Source organism: Celeribacter persicus, from assembly GCF_003050785.1.
Lineage (GTDB): Bacteria > Pseudomonadota > Alphaproteobacteria > Rhodobacterales > Rhodobacteraceae > Celeribacter > Celeribacter persicus.
The window spans coordinates 1-18,522 of sequence record NZ_QAOH01000009.1 but is presented as its reverse complement, the minus strand read 5'-3'; the positions used below and the strand labels follow the sequence as shown (position 1 = coordinate 18,522).

Genomic DNA, 18,522 nt, shown 5'->3' with positions numbered 1-18,522 from the left:
CCTTGTTCAGACCCGTTCCAGAATAAGTGCGATCCCCTGACCGACACCCACGCACATGGTACAAAGCGCATAACGCCCGCCCGTGCGCTGCAATTGATTGGAGGCGTGCAACACCAGTCGCGCGCCCGACATGCCAAGCGGATGCCCCATCGCAATCGCGCCCCCATTGGCATTCACATGGGCCGCGTCATCCGGCAGCCCGAGATCGCGCAGAACCGCAAGCGATTGCGCCGCAAAGGCCTCATTGAGTTCGATCACATCCATATCGGCCAGCTCCAATCCTGCCCGCGCCAGCACTTTGCGCGTGGCTGGTACCGGTCCGACACCCATGATCCGCGGCGCAACGCCTGCGGCTGCCATTGCGACGATCCTCGCCTTCGGCGTCAGACCCTGAGCTTTGGCCATGGCCTCAGAGGCAACAATCACCCCTGCCGCACCGTCATTGACGCCGGAAGCATTGCCTGCCGTCACCGTCAGTTCGGGCCCGTTCACACCGCGTAGCTTGGCAAGCTTGTCCGCCGTGGTCCCCGGACGCGGATGCTCATCCGTATCCACAATGATCGGGTCGCCCTTGCGCTGCGGGATGGTCACGGGGACGATCTCCTCCGCGAAGATTCCTGCCTTCTGGGCAACTTCCCAGCGACGCTGGCTCTCGACGGCGAACCTGTCCTGATCCTCGCGCGAAATATTGTAATCCTCAGCCACGTTATCCGCCGTTTCCGGCATCGAATGCGTCCCGAATTCCCGGTCGAGCTTCGGGTTTTTAAAGCGCCACCCGATGGTTGTATCGTATATCTCGGCGTTTCGCGAAAAAGCGGACGTCGCCTTTGCCATCACGAACGGAGCGCGCGACATGCTTTCGACGCCCCCGGCAATCATCAGGTCGGCATCACCCGCCCGGATCGTCCGCGCGGCAAGCCCAATGGCATCCATCCCCGAGCCACACAAGCGGTTCACCGTCGTGCCCGGCACGGTTTCCGGCAATCCCGCGAGCAGCACAGCCATCCGCGCAACGTTGCGATTGTCCTCACCTGCCTGATTGGCGCAGCCAAGAATAACATCATCGACAGCATCCCAGTCGACGCTGACGTTGCGCGCCTTCAATGCTTCGAGCGGTACCGCCGCGAGGTCATCTGCGCGCACTTGGGACAGGGCACCGCCATAACGCCCAATCGGTGTGCGCACCGCATCGCAGATAAAAGCCTCCGCCATTCTCTCCTCCCAGAATTCATGCGTGGGGCCGGTCTTCTTTAATTCGCTGACCGATTGGTCGAACTATAGCACCAAAACATCACACCGCAATGCGTATTTTATTTTTTTGTGTGATGTTTTGGAGCGGCACTCAAAGGTCTCTGTATTTATTCGTTTTTTCGTGAGTTATCGTCCCGCTTCCGCTGTCAGACTGGAAAGTCTCTGACGGGTTGCCGGAGTTTCGTCCGGCAAGGTTCCCTCCGAATCGTGGAACGACCGACCGATGTGCCGATCGGCCGCCTCTGCGAGGGCAAGGTAACTTTCCACAAAAATCCTGCGCGCCTCCGGTGCGGGCCAATTCGCAGGCCAGGCGCTTTTCGGCAGGCGAGGATCGGCCAGTGCAGCAAGGCGATAGTGATGCACCAGCCGCAAGCGAAGAGCCAAGGCAGCCGCCCCGCTCAAGGGGGCCTTTTGTGCGAGCTTGTCGCTAAGACCAGAAAACATTTCGAGGAAAATATCGTATCGCGCCATGATCGGCGCAAAATCCCAATGCTGCGCCATAACCCCGGCAAGTTCTTCTGCCCCGGACAAAACGAAACCGGACAACACAGGCCCCGAAACGGGCGCGACGTCCTGACGATCCGGCGCGACCGCCACGCCCTCCCCGAACGCGACCCAGCCCGCAGGCAAATGCGCCGGGGCCTTGAGACAGACCCGCCAGCCGGTCGGTTCAACCGGCGGAAGATACAGAACGCGCGCCGCCTCCTGAAATTCGCTTCTCGCCGCTTCGGTCAAACGGTAATAGCTTTTGCGACCAATCCGCTCCCCCACAAGCTTGCCGGCAGTCACGAGACGGGAGACAGCCGTGCGCACCAGACTTTCGCTGATCCCCTGCTCGGCACAGGCTTCGACAAGCGTTCCCATCCAGAGAACGCCCCCGCGCGGCTCAACGGCATCGCCATAGATCGTCACGATAAAGCCGGTTGCGCGTGGCGGGGTTGGGAAATGCAATAATGTTGACATCACCATCCTCTCGTCGCGCACGGCAAAGACACAGACCTGATGGCCTGGCATCAGCAGTGCTACATGTCTCTAATATCTGTCCCCCCAAAAATCCAGCCTCAGACCTCATCTGCAAAAGATGACGGAAGCAGAGAGCACTTGTCTGACCTTCCCCGAACGTTGTCGGTCCAATTCTGACCTCTCAGGCCGCTGCTCCTGAACCACTAGGGTCACGCCAACGCCTTTTCTGCATGCTTCAAAGCTCTGATCAGCGCCTCAACACGCTCGGCATTGTCCTTTGCCAGTTGACCATCGGCATGGGTAAGGGAATTTTCGAAACCCACGCGCATCTTGCCGCCCAGCGCCGCAGCAGCGGTCAGGGCTTTGGTCTCCCCCTGACCAAAGGCGCAAACCGCCCAGTCGGGCGCGATCTGCATCGCCTGCATCCAATCGGTGAAAGGGGCAAGCATCTCTGGCGAAGAGGTTTGACCCGCCGTGTAGCGCCCCAGAACAAACAGAAGTTGCAGGGCCGGGTTCTGGAACATTTCGACAGGCAGAACGCGTGCCAAGGCTTCGGCATCGTCGCGCCCATAACAGATATGCTGCACCTGAATGCCCGCCTCAACACAGTCACGATAAAAACGCGCTGTAACCTCCTCGCCATCACGGAGCATTTCGCGGACGGATACCGAAACAAGAGATGCGCCAGAATGCAGGGCTACGTGGCGTTGGTGCGGCGGGAGATAGATTCCGGCGGCCTCGGTGGTGATCTGAAGCGCCAGACCGGGTACTTCAGAGGAAAGATGTGCCAAAGCCTCTCTATAAGCACCGCTGTCGAGCAGATGTATCCCCTCAGGCGTGCGAAGATGAAAATGCAACCCATCCGCCCCTGCCACCTGACAGGCACGCGCGCACTGCGTCACCTCCTCAAGCGTCATCGGCAAAGCCGGATGATCGGTCTTGGTTTTCGTGGCCCCGTTCGGGGCCGCCATGATGCGGGGAAGCGCCGTCATGAAAGCACCGTGGCGAATGCCGTGCCCAGTTTCTCGACCAACTCTCCAATCTGATCCTCGGACAGGATGAAAGGCGGAGCAAGGAGCACATGATCCCCACGTTGCCCGTCCACCGTCCCCCCCATAGGATAACAGATCAGCCCGGCTTCGAATGCCGCGGCCTTCACCTTTTTGTTGATCCCGAGAGCCGGATCGAAGGGCGTTTTGCTGGCGCGATCCGCGACGATTTCCAACCCGCGGAACATGCCACGCCCACGAATATCGCCAATATGAGGATGATCCTCAAAAGCTGCGCGCAATGCATGATCGAGCTTTTCACCCATCCGGGCCGCCCGCTCGACGTGCCCCCCATCGGTGAGTTTCGCCACGACGGCATCACCTGCCGCACAGGCGACCGGGTGGCCGATATAAGTGTGGCCATGCTGGAAAAAGCCGGAGCCTTGCGCAAAAGCCTCGTGAATGTGCGCGGAACACAGGGTAGCGCCGATCGGCTGATAGCCCGCACCAAGCCCCTTGGCGATGGTGATGATGTCGGGGGCCACGCCGTCCTGTTCACAGGCAAAGAGCGTACCCGTGCGCCCCATGCCGCACATCACCTCATCGAGGATCAGAAGTACACCATAGCGATCGCAAATCTCCCGGATGCGCTTGAAATAGCCGGGCACGGCAGGCACAGCCCCCAGCGTCGCCCCCACGACAGGCTCCGCGATAAAGGCAATCACGGTCTCCGGCCCCACACGCAATAGCTCCGCCTCTAACTCATTGGCAACACGGTGACCATAGCTCTCCTGACTCTCTCCCTCCTCCTGGCCACGATAAGCGTAACAAGGCGCAATATGGGAAGTCTCCGCGAGAAGCGGCGCGAATTGCGCCTTGCGCCAGACATTGCCACCAGCCGCGAGCGCGCCCAAGGTGTTGCCGTGATAGCTTTGGCGCCTTGAAATGAAACACGTGCGTTGTGGCTCTCCGGTCTCCACGAAATACTGCCGCGCCATTTTGAGCGCGGTTTCCACCGCCTCCGAGCCACCAGAAACGAAATAGACCTTATCAAGCCCTTCGGGGGCATGGGCAATCAGGCGCTCCGCCAGAGCTTCGGCAGGCTCTGAGGTGAAAAAGCCGGTATGAGCGAACTCAAGCGTTTCGACCTGCGCCTGCACCGCCGCAATGACATCGGGATCGGAATGCCCGAGACAGGAGACCGCCGCGCCGCCGGACCCGTCCAGATAACGCTTGCCGGTGCTGTCATAAATATAAGCCCCCTCACCACGGATGGCCTTCGGCGGCGTGGTTCGGGAATTGCGGTAGAAAACATGCGTCATATCTGTACTCCGGGTGAGAAGAGGCCGCTTGAAACAGGCTCATTCGGAATGGTGAAACACATGGTTCGGGAGTTGACAATAATTGAAACAATTGAAACAGTCCGGGAACCACATCAAATGCACGGGATATTCCGATTGTCGGCAAGTTATCAGCAAAGGCTGGCGGAACATTACGCCGATCTGAGCCCGCGCCTGCGCGAGGCCGGGGATTATCTTGTCGAAAATCCGCTCGATGTGGCGACGCGTTCGCTTCGGGCCCTCGCACAGGAGGCGCGAATCGCCCCGGCGACCTTTAGCCGTCTTGCCCGCGCTCTGGGGTTTGAAACATTTGAAACCCTGCGCGAAGCCGTGCGCACTCAGCTTTCCCTCAAGGTTTCGACCTTCGCCACACGCGCCAAGGACCTCAGGGAAAATCAGCAAGGCCCGTCGGAACGGCTTCTCATGCGCTCTCTGGAAACCGCCCAGCACAATCTCGATGAGCTTGTGCGGGGACTCGATCCCGTGCGTCTTGCCGATCTGGTCGAAGTGTTGCACAAGGCGCGCCGTGTGCTGATTGTGGGTGCATTGGGTTCTACGGGGATAGCGGAATACGCCGGGTACATGGCGAATTTTCTTGGCGAAAAATGGCGGCTTGCCGGGCGCATGGGGGCGTCCTACGGTTCCGCCCTGAGCGAGATGGACGAACGGGACGCCATGTTGGTCATCACCATGTCGCCCTCTGCTCGGGTATCGGTCAACGCCGCCGAAATCGCCCGGCGTCAGGGGGTACATGTCACGGTGATCACGGATGGCTATGCTTCCCCCGCATTGCGTCACGCCAACACTTCCGTCATCATTCCAGGGGAAACTCCGAACTTTTTTAACACTTACACCACCACGGTATTTTTTCTTGAAATACTGATGGCCATGCTTGCGCAACATGCCGGACCGGACGTTGTCGAACGCATATCAGAGATCGAGCGCCACAACAGAGCGCTTGGAGAAGTGGTCGATCTGTGAGGCGCATGCCTCAGGATGACCAAAAACCACTAAGGGGAGTCACCTATGACCAAACACATGAAACTCGGCCTCGCCGCTGCTGCCGCCTCCGCCATGATCGCGGGCTCTGCGATGGCTGAAGAGTTCATCACCATCGGCACCGGCGGTGTGACCGGCGTGTATTATCCGACCGGCGGCGCGATCTGTCGTCTGGTCAACAAGAACCGCAAGGAAACCGGCGTGCGTTGCTCGGTCGAATCCACCGGCGGGTCTGTTTACAACGTCAACACGATCAAGGAAGGCGAGCTGGAATTCGGCGTTGCCCAGTCCGACATCCAATACAACGCCTATAACGGCGTCGTGCAGTTCGAAGGCGCGCCGTTCGCAGGCCTGCGTTCCGTGTTCTCCGTCCACCCGGAACCCTTCACCGTCGTCGCCCGCGCGGATTCCGGCGTGAAAACCTTTGAAGACCTCAAAGGCAAGCGCATGAACATCGGCAACCCCGGCTCCGGTCAACGCGCCACGATGGAAGTCGTGATGGAAAAGCTCGGCTGGACCACCGACGATTTCGCTCTGGCGACCGAGCTGAAACCGGCCGAACAATCCGCAGCGCTTTGCGACAACCAGATCGACGCCATGGTCTACACCGTGGGTCACCCGTCGGGTTCCATCCAGGAGGCCACCACCGCCTGTGACTCCGTGCTCGTTGAGGTGGCCGGTCCGGCCATCGACGAACTGGTAGCCGACAACCCCTACTACCGCACCGCGACCATTCCGGGCGGCATGTACCGCGGCAATGACGAAGACGTGCAGACCTTCGGTGTCGGCGCGACCATCGTGACCTCCGCCGATGTGTCCGAAGATGCCGTCTATGCCGTTGTCTCGGCTGTCTTTGAAAACTTCGAAGACTTCAAAGGCCTGCATCCGGCCTTCGCCAACCTGAAACCGGAAGAGATGATCAAGGACGGTCTCTCCGCGCCGCTTCATCCCGGTGCCGTGAAGTACTACAAAGAAAAAGGCTGGATGGAATAATCCACCTCTGACCTTTTGGGCGGCGCGTAGAGTGCCGCCCTTTTCTCATAAAAAAACAAGGGACAATGGGGACCAATGTCAGACACGGAAAAACGGGCTTTGAACGAAGCCGAGCTGCAGGAACTGGTGGCAGCGTCCGACAGCGGCGCGCGCAATGTACCGGGAACATTGGGAAAGGCGATTGCGACAGTGGCGCTGTTGTGGTCGGTTTTCCAGGTGCTCCTTGCCTCTCCCATCGGGCTCAAGGTTCTGCCCGGCGACATGATCAACAACGCGCGGCAAATCCACCTCGCCTTTGCGATTTTCCTGTCGGCCATGTCCTATCCGCTGTTCAAATCGGCGTCGAAAACATCCGTCCCGTGGTATGACTGGATACTTGGCCTCGGCGGAGCGTTCCTCGCCATGTATGGCTATTTCTTCTACAACAAGATCGTCGGGAATGGCGGGCTTGCGGATGCGAGCGATGCCTATTTCGCGCTTGCGGGTCTCGCCTTTCTGTTCATCGCAGCGTACCGCACACTCGGCCCCGTGATGGTCATTCTGGCCATCGTGTTCCTTGGCTACGTATTCTTTGGCGCGTCCGAAGTCGTACCGGATTCGATCCGTTGGGCAGGGGCGTCCCTGCGCAAAGCCATGTCGCATATGTGGATCACCACAGAAGGCGTGTTCGGCATCGCGCTCAACGTCTCGACGCAATTCGTGTTCCTCTTCGTCCTGTTCGGCGCCCTGCTCGACAAGGCCGGCGCCGGCAACTATTTCATCAAGATGGCCTTTGGCGCGCTCGGGCATCTGCGCGGAGGCCCCGCAAAAGCCGCCGTGGTCGGCTCCGCCGCGACGGGTCTTATCTCCGGATCCTCCATCGCCAACGTGGTCACGACAGGCACATTCACCATCCCGCTGATGAAACGCGTAGGCTTTTCCGCAGAGAAGGCCGGTTCCGTCGAGGTGGCCTCTTCCGTGAACGGCCAGATCATGCCGCCCGTGATGGGGGCCGCCGCCTTCCTCATGGTGGAATATGTCGGGATTTCCTATTTCGAAGTGATCAAGCATGCCTTCGTGCCCGCGATCATTTCATATATTGCTCTAGTCTATATCGTTCACCTCGAAGCGGTGAAGAACAACATGCCGACCATCGGCAACAAGGTCGTGTCGCTCTGGCGCACGATCATGGGCATGTTTCTTTTCTTCGCGGGGTTCGGAGCGTTGTGTTACGCAACCCAGTTCCCCGTGCGTCTGATCACCTCCATGGTGCCTGAAGGTTCCGGTTGGATTCTCGCCGTACTGCTCGCTCTGATCTATATCGCGCTGATCAAGCTCGCCGCCGATGCCGACGAACTGGAAGCCGACGACCCGAATGCCGAGGTCGTAGAACTTCCCGACGTGGCGAAGCTCTGGAAAGCCGGGCTTTACTACCTGATGCCGATCATCGTGCTGGTCTATTTCCTTATGATCGAACGCAAATCGCCGGGCCTGTCGGCCTTTTGGGCGACTTTCCTTCTGTTCTTCATTCTGCTGACCCAAAAACCGCTCAAAGCCTTCTTCCGGGGTGAGGGCGACGCCATGGCCCGCCTCAAGGACGGCTTGATGGATCTCATCGAAGGCATGATCGACGGCGCCCGCAACATGATCGGCATCGGTCTGGCCACCGCCACCGCCGGGATCATCGTGGGCACCGTGTCGCTCACCGGCATCGGTCAGGTCATGGCGGATTTCGTCGAGTTTCTCTCCGGCGGCAATCTCATCCTCATGTTGCTGTTCGTGGCGATCCTCTCGCTCATCCTCGGCATGGGTCTGCCGACCACGGCGAACTATATCGTGGTGTCCTCGCTCATGGTGTCCGTGGTTGTGGAACTTGGTGCGCAATCCGGCCTCATCGTGCCGCTGATCGCCGTGCACCTTTTCGTCTTCTACTTCGGGATCATGGCCGATGTGACACCGCCTGTGGGGCTTGCGAGTTTCGCGGCGGCGGCGGTCTCCGGCGGCGATGCGATCCGCACGGGCTTCACCGCCTTCTTCTATAGCTTGCGGACCGTGGCCCTGCCCTTCGTGTTCATCTTCAACACCGATCTTCTGCTGATCGACGTGACATGGCTTCAGGGCATCATCGTCTTTATCATCGCGACCATCGGCATTCTGGTGTTCACGGCGGCAACGATGGGTTTCTATATCACCAAATCGCGCATCTGGGAAACGGTTGCGCTTTTGCTCGTGGCGTTCATCCTGTTCCGTCCGGGATTTTTCATGAACATGATCCAGCCCCCCTATCATGACATTGCCCCGACCGCGATTGAACAAGCCCTGAACGAGGCCCCTGCGGAGTCTCAGATGCGGATCGTCGTGACAGGCCCCGATTTCGACACGCTTGAGGAGAAAGAAGTGCATCTTGCCCTCACCGTGCCGGAGGCCGAAGGTGGCGCGGCGCGTCTTGACGAACTGGGTCTCATGCTCATGCCGGCAGGCGAACAGATAATCATGGAAGAACCGATGTTTGGCACGCCTTTGTCGGAGCAATTGTCGAGCTTTGATTTCTACGGCGACGAGCCGGTGCAAATCTCGGCAGTTCAGGCCCCTGCGAAACAGCTTCCCAAAGAGCTCATGTTCATTCCCGCGCTCATCCTCCTGGGCCTTGTGACCGTCCTGCAAAATCGCCGGGCGGCCTCTACACGCGAACTCGAAGGAGAACCCGCATGATACAGACCATTCTCTGCGCCGTTGACGTGAACCGCGTCAAAGATGAGGTGAAAGTCTTACAGCAAGCCGCACGGCTTGCCGCCACCGAAGGAGCCCAGCTCGATGTCATCACAGTGATCCCGGATTATGGCATGAGTTGGGTCGGCGGTTACTTCGACGAGAAACACACAAAGGACGCACGGAACCATGCGAAAGAGGCTCTGAACAGTCTGGTCCAAGAGGCGCTTGGAGCGGAAGCGAACGAGAAAGTCCGTCATGTGGTGGCCGTGGGGACGGCCTACCATGAGATCCTCGAAACCGCGAACAAGGATGGAGCCGACCTGATCGTACTTGGCGCGCATCGCCCGGACCTCAAAGACTATCTCTTGGGTCCGAACGCCGCCCGCGTCGTGCGGCACTCCAAATGTTCGGTTTTCGTCGTCCGGTAACGCGTTTCACCGAGGAATATAAGCACGGCTTACGGCGGGCGGGGTGGATCGTTTCGACGGCCCCAGCGCCTCGCCTTTATCGGGCTATCTCCGGGTATAAAGCGTGACGCTTGCGAAATCGGTCGACAGTGCTGTGTTCGGTTTCGACACAGCCCCCGAACCGGATCGGGCCGAACCTCGCGCGATACCCGGCAAAGAAGAATGTTCTTCCGCATCCTCGCGGCGTTTGCGGCCCCCGATGCATTTTTCCCATATCTCCCGAAGACAATCGTCTTGTTTCCTGCCCGGCTTTGGGACGTTCACCAGGGCCTGTGCGCTTTTATTGTGCAACAGCACCTTGAACCTTTGCAGGCATTCAGGTCTACCACACCACCGAACACCACCTGAGAATTGGGGCTTTGGAAGCATAACCATGACAGCACATGACAGCCAGGCCGCCTCCATCACGTTCGAGAGCGTTGGCAAATCCTTCACCAAACCGGGCGGAGGTATTGTCGATGCGATCAGCGATGTGTCTCTGACCGTTGAGGCAGGGACGATCACCGGCATTATCGGCCGCTCCGGTGCGGGTAAATCCACCATGTTGCGAATGGTCAACGGGTTGGAACGTCCGACATCCGGCAGAGTTCTGGTCGGGGATCAGGACGTCGGTGCTGCACGCGGCGCAAAACTGCGTACCATTCGCCGAGACGTCGGGATGATTTTCCAACATTTCAATCTGTTGTCCTCACGCACGGTATCCGAAAACATTGCGCTGCCTCTGGAAATCTCTGGCATGGCCGCCTCCGAGATAAAAACGCGGGTGACCGATCTGGTCGAGCGCGTGGCCCTTTCCGCGCAGGCGGATCGTTATCCCGCCGAACTGTCCGGCGGCCAGAAGCAGCGTGTGGGCATTGCCCGCGCGCTGGCGACAGAGCCGAAAATCCTGCTGTCGGATGAGGCCACATCGGCACTTGACCCGGAAACCACACAAACGGTCCTGTCGCTTCTGAAAGACATCAACCGCGATCTTGGCCTGACCATCCTGTTGATCACTCATGAAATGGCCGTCGTGCGCGACATCGCGAGCCATGTGGCAGTGATCGAGGGGGGCCGGATTGTCGAGGCGGGAACGACATACGATGTCTTCATCGCACCGCAACATCCGACGACCCGGTCTTTTCTCTCCGGTGTGACGGGCGTGACGCTTCCGGCCTTTATCAAGGATAAAATCCGCAAACAAAAGCCAGAGACAGACAGCGAAGAAGTGATCCGCGTGACCTTTGCGGGCAAACATGCCACCGACCCGATGCTGGCTCTGTTGACCCGCGATCTGGGGATCGAGGTCAACATTCTCGCGGGGGCCGTCGAGGAGATCGGAACCCAGCCGTTCGGCAATCTTCTGGTATCGCTGAATGCCGCCAAGGGGGATGAGGCACGGGCCTATCTGGAACGTCATGGGCTTTTGACGGAGGTGCTTGGCTATGTCGGCTAATCTCATCAACCTGTTGCTCGAAGCGACCGGACAAACGCTCTACATGGTGGCGGTCTCCACGCTTCTTGGCACACTCTTTGGCCTGCCTCTCGGCGTGTTCCTGGCCATTTCGCAACGCGGTGAATTGCTCTCCGCGCCCTGGCTGAACAAGGTGTTGGGGCTTTTGGTCAACGCGACCCGTTCCGTGCCCTTCATCATCCTCGTCGTGGCCATCATCCCCTTCACCCGCGCCATCGCGGGCACCTCGATCGGCACCACGGCGGCGATCGTGCCGCTAACAATTGCTGCCGTACCCTTTATCGCGCGACTGGTGGAAAACGCCATTCGTGAAGTGGACGGCGGGCTGATCGAAGCCGCTCGCGCCATGGGCGCGACCCCGTTTCAGATCATCCGCAAAGTCCTGATCCCCGAGGCATTGCCCTCCATCACCCTTGGCCTGACCCTCGCGGTGGTGAGCCTCATCGGCTATTCCGCCATGGTCGGGGCCGTAGGGGGCGAGGGCCTCGGCGATCTCGGCATTCGCTATGGCTATCAACGGTTCATGCCCGATGTCATGGCCGTTGTCGTGGTCATTCTCATTGTTCTCGTCCAGCTCGTGCAATCCATTGGAGAATGGATTGCCGCCAGAGTGGACAAACGCGCGCCCAAGGGGCGTGGTCAATAACCGCATCATAAGGAGATTATACATGCTGCGCGTTGCAACCCTTTCCTCCGTTCTGGCCCTCATGGCCTCTGTCGCCATAGCCGAAGAGATCAAAGTCGGTGTGTCCCCCGGTGAACATGCCGAAATCATGGAAGAAGTCGCGAAAGTGGCTGCCCCCATGGGTCTCGACATCGACGTGGTGGAATTTTCCGACTACGTGATCCCCAACACCGCGCTGGCCGATGGCGACATCGACGCCAACTCGTTCCAGCACGTCCCCTATCTCGAAAACCAGATGAAGGACCGTGGCTTTGAACTGGTTGTCGTGGGCAATACGATCACCACGCCGATGGGGATTTACTCCGACAAGATTGAGGATATCGCCGATCTCGAAGACGGCGCCAAAGTGGCCATTCCGAACGATCCGACCAATGGCGGACGCGCGCTTTTGCTGTTGCAGGATCTCGGGCTTGTCACGCTGGCCGAAGGCACCGGGCTGGTCCCGAGTCCGCTTGATATCGAGGACAACCCCAAGGGTCTGAAATTCCTCGAACTCGACGCCGCACAATTGCCGCGGACCCTCGCGGATGCCGAAATCGCGATCATCAACACCAATTATGCCATCGCTTCCGGCCTGAGCCCGAAAGAGGATTCCATCGCGATGGAAAAGGCGGACAGCCCTTATGTGAACGTCATCGTTGTGCGCAAAGGCGACGAGGATCAGCCCTGGGTGAAGACGCTGGTTGAAGCATATCACTCCGATGAGGTTAAAACCTTTATCGAAGAAAGCTACGACGGGGCCGTGATCACCTCTTGGTGAGATCAGCCCAAAGCGTTACAGCGCTCCGCCTTCAAGCCGTCTCACGAGTATTGGGCGGAGCGTTTGCCATTGCAGGGTTCGAGAGATGTATCTCCCCTGCTCTCTGCTATTCCAACAGGTCGACCACAATCGCATGCATTTCCCTGTGTGAAAAAACACAAGGGGGATGCATGCCATCCTGTCTGTGCTGTTGGCTTGCATCTTTCGAAAGTTTTCCGCCATATGCGCAATAAATCTGCAATCCAAGGCGGTTTTTCGCAGCTATGTAATGCCAGTCGGGCAGCTTTGGGTTGTTTCTTGAAAAGAGCGTCTGCGCACGCTCTTCGCTTTAACTGTCTGGGAGGACACTCATGAAAACCCTTTTGAAAGCGGCAGCATTTGCTGCGGCAAGTTTCACTGCGCTTCCGGCGGTCGCGGAGATTGATCCCGTGACCCTGCGTCTTGCGCATGTGGTCAACGAACAGGACGGCTTCCACGCCGCCGCGATGAAATTTCAGGAACTGGTGTCCGAACGCTCCGCGGGCGCGATTACGGTCGAGATCTTCCCGAACGCCACGCTGGGCGACGAGCGCACCCTGCTCGAAGGCATGCAGATCGGCACCGTGGATATGGGCGTGATCACCAATGGTCCGGTGTCCAACTTCCTCGAAGACATGGCCGTGTTCGAACTGCCTTTCCTGTTCCCGTCGCCGGAAGCCGCCTACAGCGTGCTCGACGGTGAGATCGGTCAGGAACTGTTGGGTCGCCTCGAAGAGGTGAACCTCAAAGGTCTCGCCTATGCCGAACGCGGGTTCCGCAACCTGACCAACTCCAAACGTCCAGTGAGCACGCCCGCCGATCTTGACGGGCTGCGCATCCGCGTGATGGAAAATCCGGTCTATATCGACACGTTCCGCGAACTTGGCGCCGATGCGATCCCGATGGCCTGGACCGAAGCGCTGACTGCGATGCAGCAGGGCACGATCGACGGTCAAGAAAACCCGGTGGGCGTGGTCTACTCCTTCAAACTGAACGAAACCCAGACCAACATGACCATGACGCGCCACACCTACGCGCCCGCGATCTTTGTGATGGGCATGCCGAAATGGAACCAGCTCTCCGAGGAAGCGCAGGACATCATTTCCGACGCAGCACAAGAGGCCGCAGAATACGAACGTGCACTCAACGCCGAATTGGAAGGCGAGCAGCTTGAGGCACTCAAAGCCTCCGGCATGGCGGTGATCGAAGATGCGGACCTCTCCGCCTTCTCCGCAGCCGTCCAGCCGGTCTACGAGAAATACGGCAAGAAGTTCGGTGATTACCTGCCGCGCATTCAGGACGCGCTGAAGTAAGATGCTCAGGCGGCTGGCGTGGATTGACAGAAAGGTGGGGGCGATCCTCAAACCCGTGATCTTTGCGGGGATGGCCGGTCTGACGGCGGTGATCACGCTTCAGATCGTGTCGCGAGTGTTTTTTACCTCGATGAGCTGGACTGAGGAGGTTGCACGCTTTCTTCTGATCTGGATCACCTTTCTGGGGGCTGCGCTGGCCTATCAACAAGGGCGGCATATCGCAGTCACGCTCTTGCGTGACAGCCTGCCGCCCATGCCCGGCCGGATCGTGTCCGGTCTGGCAACGCTTGTTGCGATTGTATTCCTGCTGACGCTGGCCGAGATCGGCTGGCGTTACATGACCATGCAGAGTTTCCAGAAGTCTCCCTCTCTGCGGCTCAGCATGACCTATGTCTATGCCGTCATGCCGCTGGCTGCGGTGATTATGGCCGGATTGTCCCTGATCGACCTGCTGCGACTTCTGGCCGGAGCGCCAATGCGCGAAGCTCATGCCGAGATCGACAGCGATGTCGAACAGGATCTGGCTCGGGAGAGTTTGAAATGAGCCTCGTTCTCGCCGGTCTTTTCGTCTTGTTCCTGCTCATGGGCATTCCGGTCGCAATCGTGATCGGAGCGGCCACGATGAGCGCACTGAACCTGTCGGGCGTACCACTGATGGTGGTGCCGCAGCAAATGTTCTCCGGCATCAATTCCTTTGCGCTTGTGGCTGTACCAATGTTCGTACTGGCGGGCGATATCATGGCGCAGGGCGAGATTTCCAAGCGTCTGGTGGCTTTCGCAGACAGCATGTTCGGCTTCATCAAGGGCGGTCTGTCCATCGTGTCGGTTCTGGCGGGCATGTTCTTTGCCGCGATTTCCGGCTCGGGTGCCGCCACGACCGCCGCCGTCGGCGCAAGCCTCGTGCCGGAACTGAAACGCAAGGGATACGATCCAGCCTCCGCCGCCTCGCTCATTGCCGCGTCGGGGACCATCGGCGTGGTGATCCCGCCTTCCGTGCCGATGATCATCTATGCGGTGATCGCCCAGGAATCCGTCCGTGATCTGTTTCTGAACGGCTTTATCCCCGGCATCGCCATGGGTGTGGGACTGATTTTCATCGCGCTCATTCAGGGCCATCGCCGCGCCTATCCGCGCGGGACCGCGTTCAACCTCACAACCATCTGGCGCACCTTCGTGTCGGCAAGCTGGGGTCTGATGGCCCCGCTGATCATTTTGGGCGGGATTTTTTCCGGCGTCTTCACCCCGTCCGAGGCGGCCGTGATCGCGGTGGACTACGCCATTCTCGTGTCCCTGTTCATTTATCGCGACATGACCCTGAAGCAGCTCTACCGGATCATCATTCGCTCGGGCGTCACCACGGCGGTCATCATGTTCGTCATCGCCGCCTCTTCGGTTCTAAGCTGGACCTTGTCGAGCTGGCAGGTGCCGAACCAGATTGCCACCGCCGCGCTGTCCTTGTCCTCGAACACCTATGTACTCCTGCTTCTGGTGATGGCGGTGATCCTCGTGGCGGGCGTGTTCCTTGAAACCGCCTCCGCACTGATCATCCTCACCCCGATGCTCTTGCCTCTGGCGGCGCAACTCGGGCTTGGCACCGTGCATTTCGGCATCATCATCGTGGTCGGTCTGGCCATCGGGATGGTGACACCGCCGGTGGCGATCAACCTTTTCGTGGCCTCGACCACAGCGCGCTTGCCGATCGAGAAAATCACCCGTGCCGTGCTTCCCTATCTCGGCGTGCTCCTTTGCGTCTATCTCCTGATCGCCTTCATTCCCCTCATATTCTGAACCCCCGCATACTGCTAACATCCCCTCAAAGGACTGCATGCGAAAACGGAAACCGCACCGCATAAAACTGTTCGAAATCGGCTGATTTCACACCGTTTTCCCGAAACGTGAGGGGCGGGCTCACCGCGCTTTGCAGTCCCATATCCCGTTTCAAGACACATCCGTTTTCCACCCGCTATTTTACAATTCTCAATAGATCTCAATAGAAGCCACGGAAAATTAACGGGTCACCTTCAGGATGTGTAACGATGACATCCTGATTCAGAAAGCGGCCCACGATGCTCAGAGCCCATCTGTCCAAACTCTCCACACGCATTTATGCGATCGTCGCCGTAGCCGTGATCATGATTGCGGTGCTCACACAGATCATCCTCGACATCGCTCGCGATTCCGCCTTCAGCATGCGCGAACACCACCTGAGCGATGTGGTCGACACCGCTGTCTCCAGCCTCGACGTCCTGCAACGTGATGTACAATCCGGGGCCCTTACCGAGGAGGAAGCCAAAAAAGCCGGTCAGGACATTCTCATGTCTCTGCGTTATGACGAAACCGGTTACCTCTTTGCCCTCGATTTCGACAACCGGGTGATCGCATACCCGACCAAACCCGAATGGATCGGACAGGATCAATCCGGATATACCGACACACATGGCACCAAGATCTTCATCGCGATGTCCGATGTTGCAAAGACACAGGGCGGCGGGACCATCACCTATTTCTTCAACACGCCGGACGGCAAAGGTGAAGAAGAAAAAATCGGCTATGTCAAAGCTTTCGAACCTTGGGGCTGGGTCGTTGGTACGGGCTCCTATCTTTCAGACATTGATACGCAACTCGCCTGGATGTCGAAAATCGGAAATGGCATCCTGCTCGCAACTCTGGTGCTTTTGATTGCCATTTCGACTTTGCTCGTCCGAAGCGTTACGCGCCCACTCGACGCCCTCAAACACCGCATGTCGCGCATGTCCGAAGGCGACACCGAAACTCCCGTGCCAATGACCGAGGCCCAAAGCGAGATCGGACAAATGGCGCGCGTCCTAGAGGTGTTTCGGCTGGCACTGGTTGAGCGCACAGAACTGGAAAAGGCACAAGCCGCCAAGGACGCCGAACTGGCACGGGAACGTGCGGAAAATGCGGAGCGGGAACATCAGGCACGCCTGCGTGAAGAGGCAGCCGAAGCCAAACGTCGTCAGGAACAGGAAATTGCACGTCAGGAAAAAGAGAAAGCGCGTCAGACTGCCGAGCACGAACGCGAGAAAAACCTTCAGGAGCAGCAACGCGTTGTGTCCTCCCTCGCCGAGGGCCTCGGAGCCGTGTCTCGCGGCGATCTCACGGTGCGCATCAAGGAACACTTTCCCGATGGCTACGAAAAACTCCGCAACGACTTCAACGACGCGGTCGAGAAAATCGCGCACCTTGCGGGCGCCATTGCCGAAGGCACGACGACCATCATCCTGGAGACCGACAACCTGAACAGCGCTGCAATTGATTTGAGTCGCCGGACGGAAACCCAGGCCGCTTCACTGGAGGAAACCGCAGCTGCGATTACTCAGCTCGCAGCCTCCGTCGACAGTTCCGCCAAAAGCGCCAGAGACGCGGCAACCACCGTTGGACAAACGAAACAACGCTCCATGGCAGGTCGCGATGTAGTGCAGCGCACCGTCAAAGCCATGAATGACATTGCGGAGAGCTCCACCCAAATCTCGAAAATCACCTCTGTGATCGACGACATCGCCTTCCAGACCAACCTTCTCGCACTGAACGCCGGTGTCGAGGCGGCGCGAGCGGGCGAATCGGGCCGTGGTTTCGCCGTCGTCGCTTCAGAAGTCCGCGCCCTTGCCCAACGCAGTTCCGAAGCCGCCAATGAAATCGCAAAACTCATCGAAACTTCAGGACATCAGGTGGACGAGGGGGTTAATCTGGTCAATGCCTCCGGAGATGCACTGGTCGAAATTGAGACACTCGTGTCCAATCTCGACGGATTAATGCAAACCATTGCAATCTCAGCCTCCGAACAATCCGTTGGTTTATCGGAAATCACCACGGCGGTCGCTCAACTCGATCAGGTTACACAGTTTAATGCGGCCATGTTCGAAGAAACAACAGCGGCCCTGCAATCGCTCAAAGCTCAGGCAAGCGCTCTCGAACGAGACAGTTCACAGCTCAAAACCAGAAATGACGATCCCGTCAGACTCGTTTCTTGAGCTTCTGTATCAAAGAAACATCGGCGCATTTTGAGAGTGTCGGCGTCTTTGTACTCAAAGGCCATTCCCTTCGAGCAGCAGAGCCGCACACAGGGCGCATAGGCGAGTCGCACTCCTTGGCGACCTCTGGCGGTCACGAATATCTCTGACAATGAAACGTAAGCATGACATGCCGACGAGCGGGTTGCGGCAAGCACCCCCTTACACTCTGCCGACAAGCCCTATCTCACCTAACAGACTGTAAAGTAATGCGTTTTAGCCGAACCACATTTGAATTGTAAACAAAATTCACAATACGATACGCTTATCGTCAATATTTTTACAAAAAAATCCATTCAATGCAGCAACTTAAAGGCAACTTCACAAAAAAACTATAAACAGAGAAGTGAGGAGGAGGTCTGCCCGACGGGTGGACCGCATTTGATATTTCTGGGAGGCCATATGTCTGACGACTCGAACAAGATGACCGCACCTTCAGAGGCGTTTGCTTCTGGAGCGCTGATATCGGCGAGCGATTACGAAGATCTTTACCGTCGCTCGGTTGAAGATCCGGTGAGTTTCTGGGCTGAGCAGGGCAAGGTGCTCGACTGGATGGAGCCCTACACGCA

At 58.4% G+C, this 18,522-nt stretch carries 16 protein-coding genes; 12 read left to right on the top strand and 4 right to left on the bottom strand.

Features of this window, described 5'->3' with window-relative positions; all coding sequences use genetic code 11:
- Positions 1–6: 6 nt before the first annotated feature.
- From pcaF to C8N42_RS12500, 4 genes are all read right to left on the bottom strand, one after another.
- A complete protein-coding gene (pcaF, locus tag C8N42_RS12515) occupies positions 7–1,212 on the bottom strand; it encodes a 3-oxoadipyl-CoA thiolase (protein ID WP_107816915.1) in 1,206 nt (401 codons plus the stop codon).
- Between the two features lie 165 nt (positions 1,213–1,377).
- Positions 1,378–2,214 carry a PaaX family transcriptional regulator C-terminal domain-containing protein gene (locus C8N42_RS12510; RefSeq protein ID WP_170109296.1) on the bottom strand — a complete coding sequence of 279 codons (837 nt, stop codon included), beginning with the start codon at positions 2,212–2,214 and terminating at the stop codon, positions 1,378–1,380.
- A gap of 209 nt (positions 2,215–2,423) precedes the next feature.
- Positions 2,424–3,206, bottom strand: a complete 783-nt coding sequence (locus C8N42_RS12505) for a 3-keto-5-aminohexanoate cleavage protein (RefSeq protein WP_107816913.1) — start codon at positions 3,204–3,206, stop codon at positions 2,424–2,426.
- Complete coding sequence (locus C8N42_RS12500) at positions 3,203–4,525, bottom strand: aspartate aminotransferase family protein (RefSeq protein ID WP_107816912.1); 1,323 nt, start codon at positions 4,523–4,525, stop codon at positions 3,203–3,205. The genes C8N42_RS12505 and C8N42_RS12500 overlap by 4 nt, the downstream gene beginning before the upstream one ends.
- A 117-nt stretch (positions 4,526–4,642) precedes the next feature.
- On the opposite strand from C8N42_RS12500, the gene C8N42_RS12495 reads away from it, so the two are divergent.
- The 12 genes from C8N42_RS12495 to C8N42_RS22175 all read left to right on the top strand — a co-directional run.
- Entirely contained in the window at positions 4,643–5,524 is an 882-nt protein-coding gene (locus tag C8N42_RS12495) for a MurR/RpiR family transcriptional regulator (protein WP_245890103.1), read from the top strand.
- Positions 5,525–5,569: 45 nt separating this feature from the next.
- Positions 5,570–6,535: a TAXI family TRAP transporter solute-binding subunit gene (locus C8N42_RS12490; RefSeq protein WP_107816911.1), complete on the top strand. Its 966-nt coding sequence runs from the start codon at positions 5,570–5,572 to the stop codon at positions 6,533–6,535.
- Positions 6,536–6,610: 75 nt separating this feature from the next.
- Complete coding sequence (locus C8N42_RS12485) at positions 6,611–9,226, top strand: TRAP transporter permease (RefSeq protein WP_107816910.1); 2,616 nt, start codon at positions 6,611–6,613, stop codon at positions 9,224–9,226.
- Positions 9,223–9,654, top strand: a complete 432-nt coding sequence (locus tag C8N42_RS12480) for a universal stress protein (RefSeq protein ID WP_107816909.1) — start codon at positions 9,223–9,225, stop codon at positions 9,652–9,654. The genes C8N42_RS12485 and C8N42_RS12480 overlap by 4 nt, the downstream gene beginning before the upstream one ends.
- A 412-nt stretch (positions 9,655–10,066) precedes the next feature.
- Positions 10,067–11,128 carry a methionine ABC transporter ATP-binding protein gene (locus C8N42_RS12470; protein ID WP_107816907.1) on the top strand — a complete coding sequence of 354 codons (1,062 nt, stop codon included), beginning with the start codon at positions 10,067–10,069 and terminating at the stop codon, positions 11,126–11,128.
- The gene (locus tag C8N42_RS12465; RefSeq protein WP_107816906.1) at positions 11,118–11,792 is read left to right on the top strand and encodes a methionine ABC transporter permease; all 675 of its coding nucleotides are present in this window, start codon (positions 11,118–11,120) and stop codon (positions 11,790–11,792) included. Before C8N42_RS12470 ends, C8N42_RS12465 begins: the two co-directional genes overlap by 11 nt.
- A 22-nt stretch (positions 11,793–11,814) precedes the next feature.
- Positions 11,815–12,591 carry a MetQ/NlpA family ABC transporter substrate-binding protein gene (locus C8N42_RS12460; RefSeq protein ID WP_107816905.1) on the top strand — a complete coding sequence of 259 codons (777 nt, stop codon included), beginning with the start codon at positions 11,815–11,817 and terminating at the stop codon, positions 12,589–12,591.
- Between the two features lie 350 nt (positions 12,592–12,941).
- Complete coding sequence (locus C8N42_RS12455) at positions 12,942–13,922, top strand: TRAP transporter substrate-binding protein (protein WP_107816904.1); 981 nt, start codon at positions 12,942–12,944, stop codon at positions 13,920–13,922.
- A gap of 1 nt (position 13,923) precedes the next feature.
- Positions 13,924–14,466, top strand: coding sequence for a TRAP transporter small permease (locus C8N42_RS12450; RefSeq protein ID WP_107816903.1), 543 nt, complete (start codon positions 13,924–13,926; stop codon positions 14,464–14,466).
- Positions 14,463–15,710, top strand: coding sequence for a TRAP transporter large permease (locus C8N42_RS12445; protein ID WP_107816902.1), 1,248 nt, complete (start codon positions 14,463–14,465; stop codon positions 15,708–15,710). Before C8N42_RS12450 ends, C8N42_RS12445 begins: the two co-directional genes overlap by 4 nt.
- A 278-nt stretch (positions 15,711–15,988) precedes the next feature.
- Entirely contained in the window at positions 15,989–17,914 is a 1,926-nt protein-coding gene (locus C8N42_RS12440) for a methyl-accepting chemotaxis protein (RefSeq protein ID WP_107816901.1), read from the top strand.
- Between the two features lie 441 nt (positions 17,915–18,355).
- On the top strand, positions 18,356–18,522 hold a 167-nt coding region (locus tag C8N42_RS22175), incomplete at its 3' end, for an acetyl-coenzyme A synthetase N-terminal domain-containing protein (protein ID WP_211309189.1).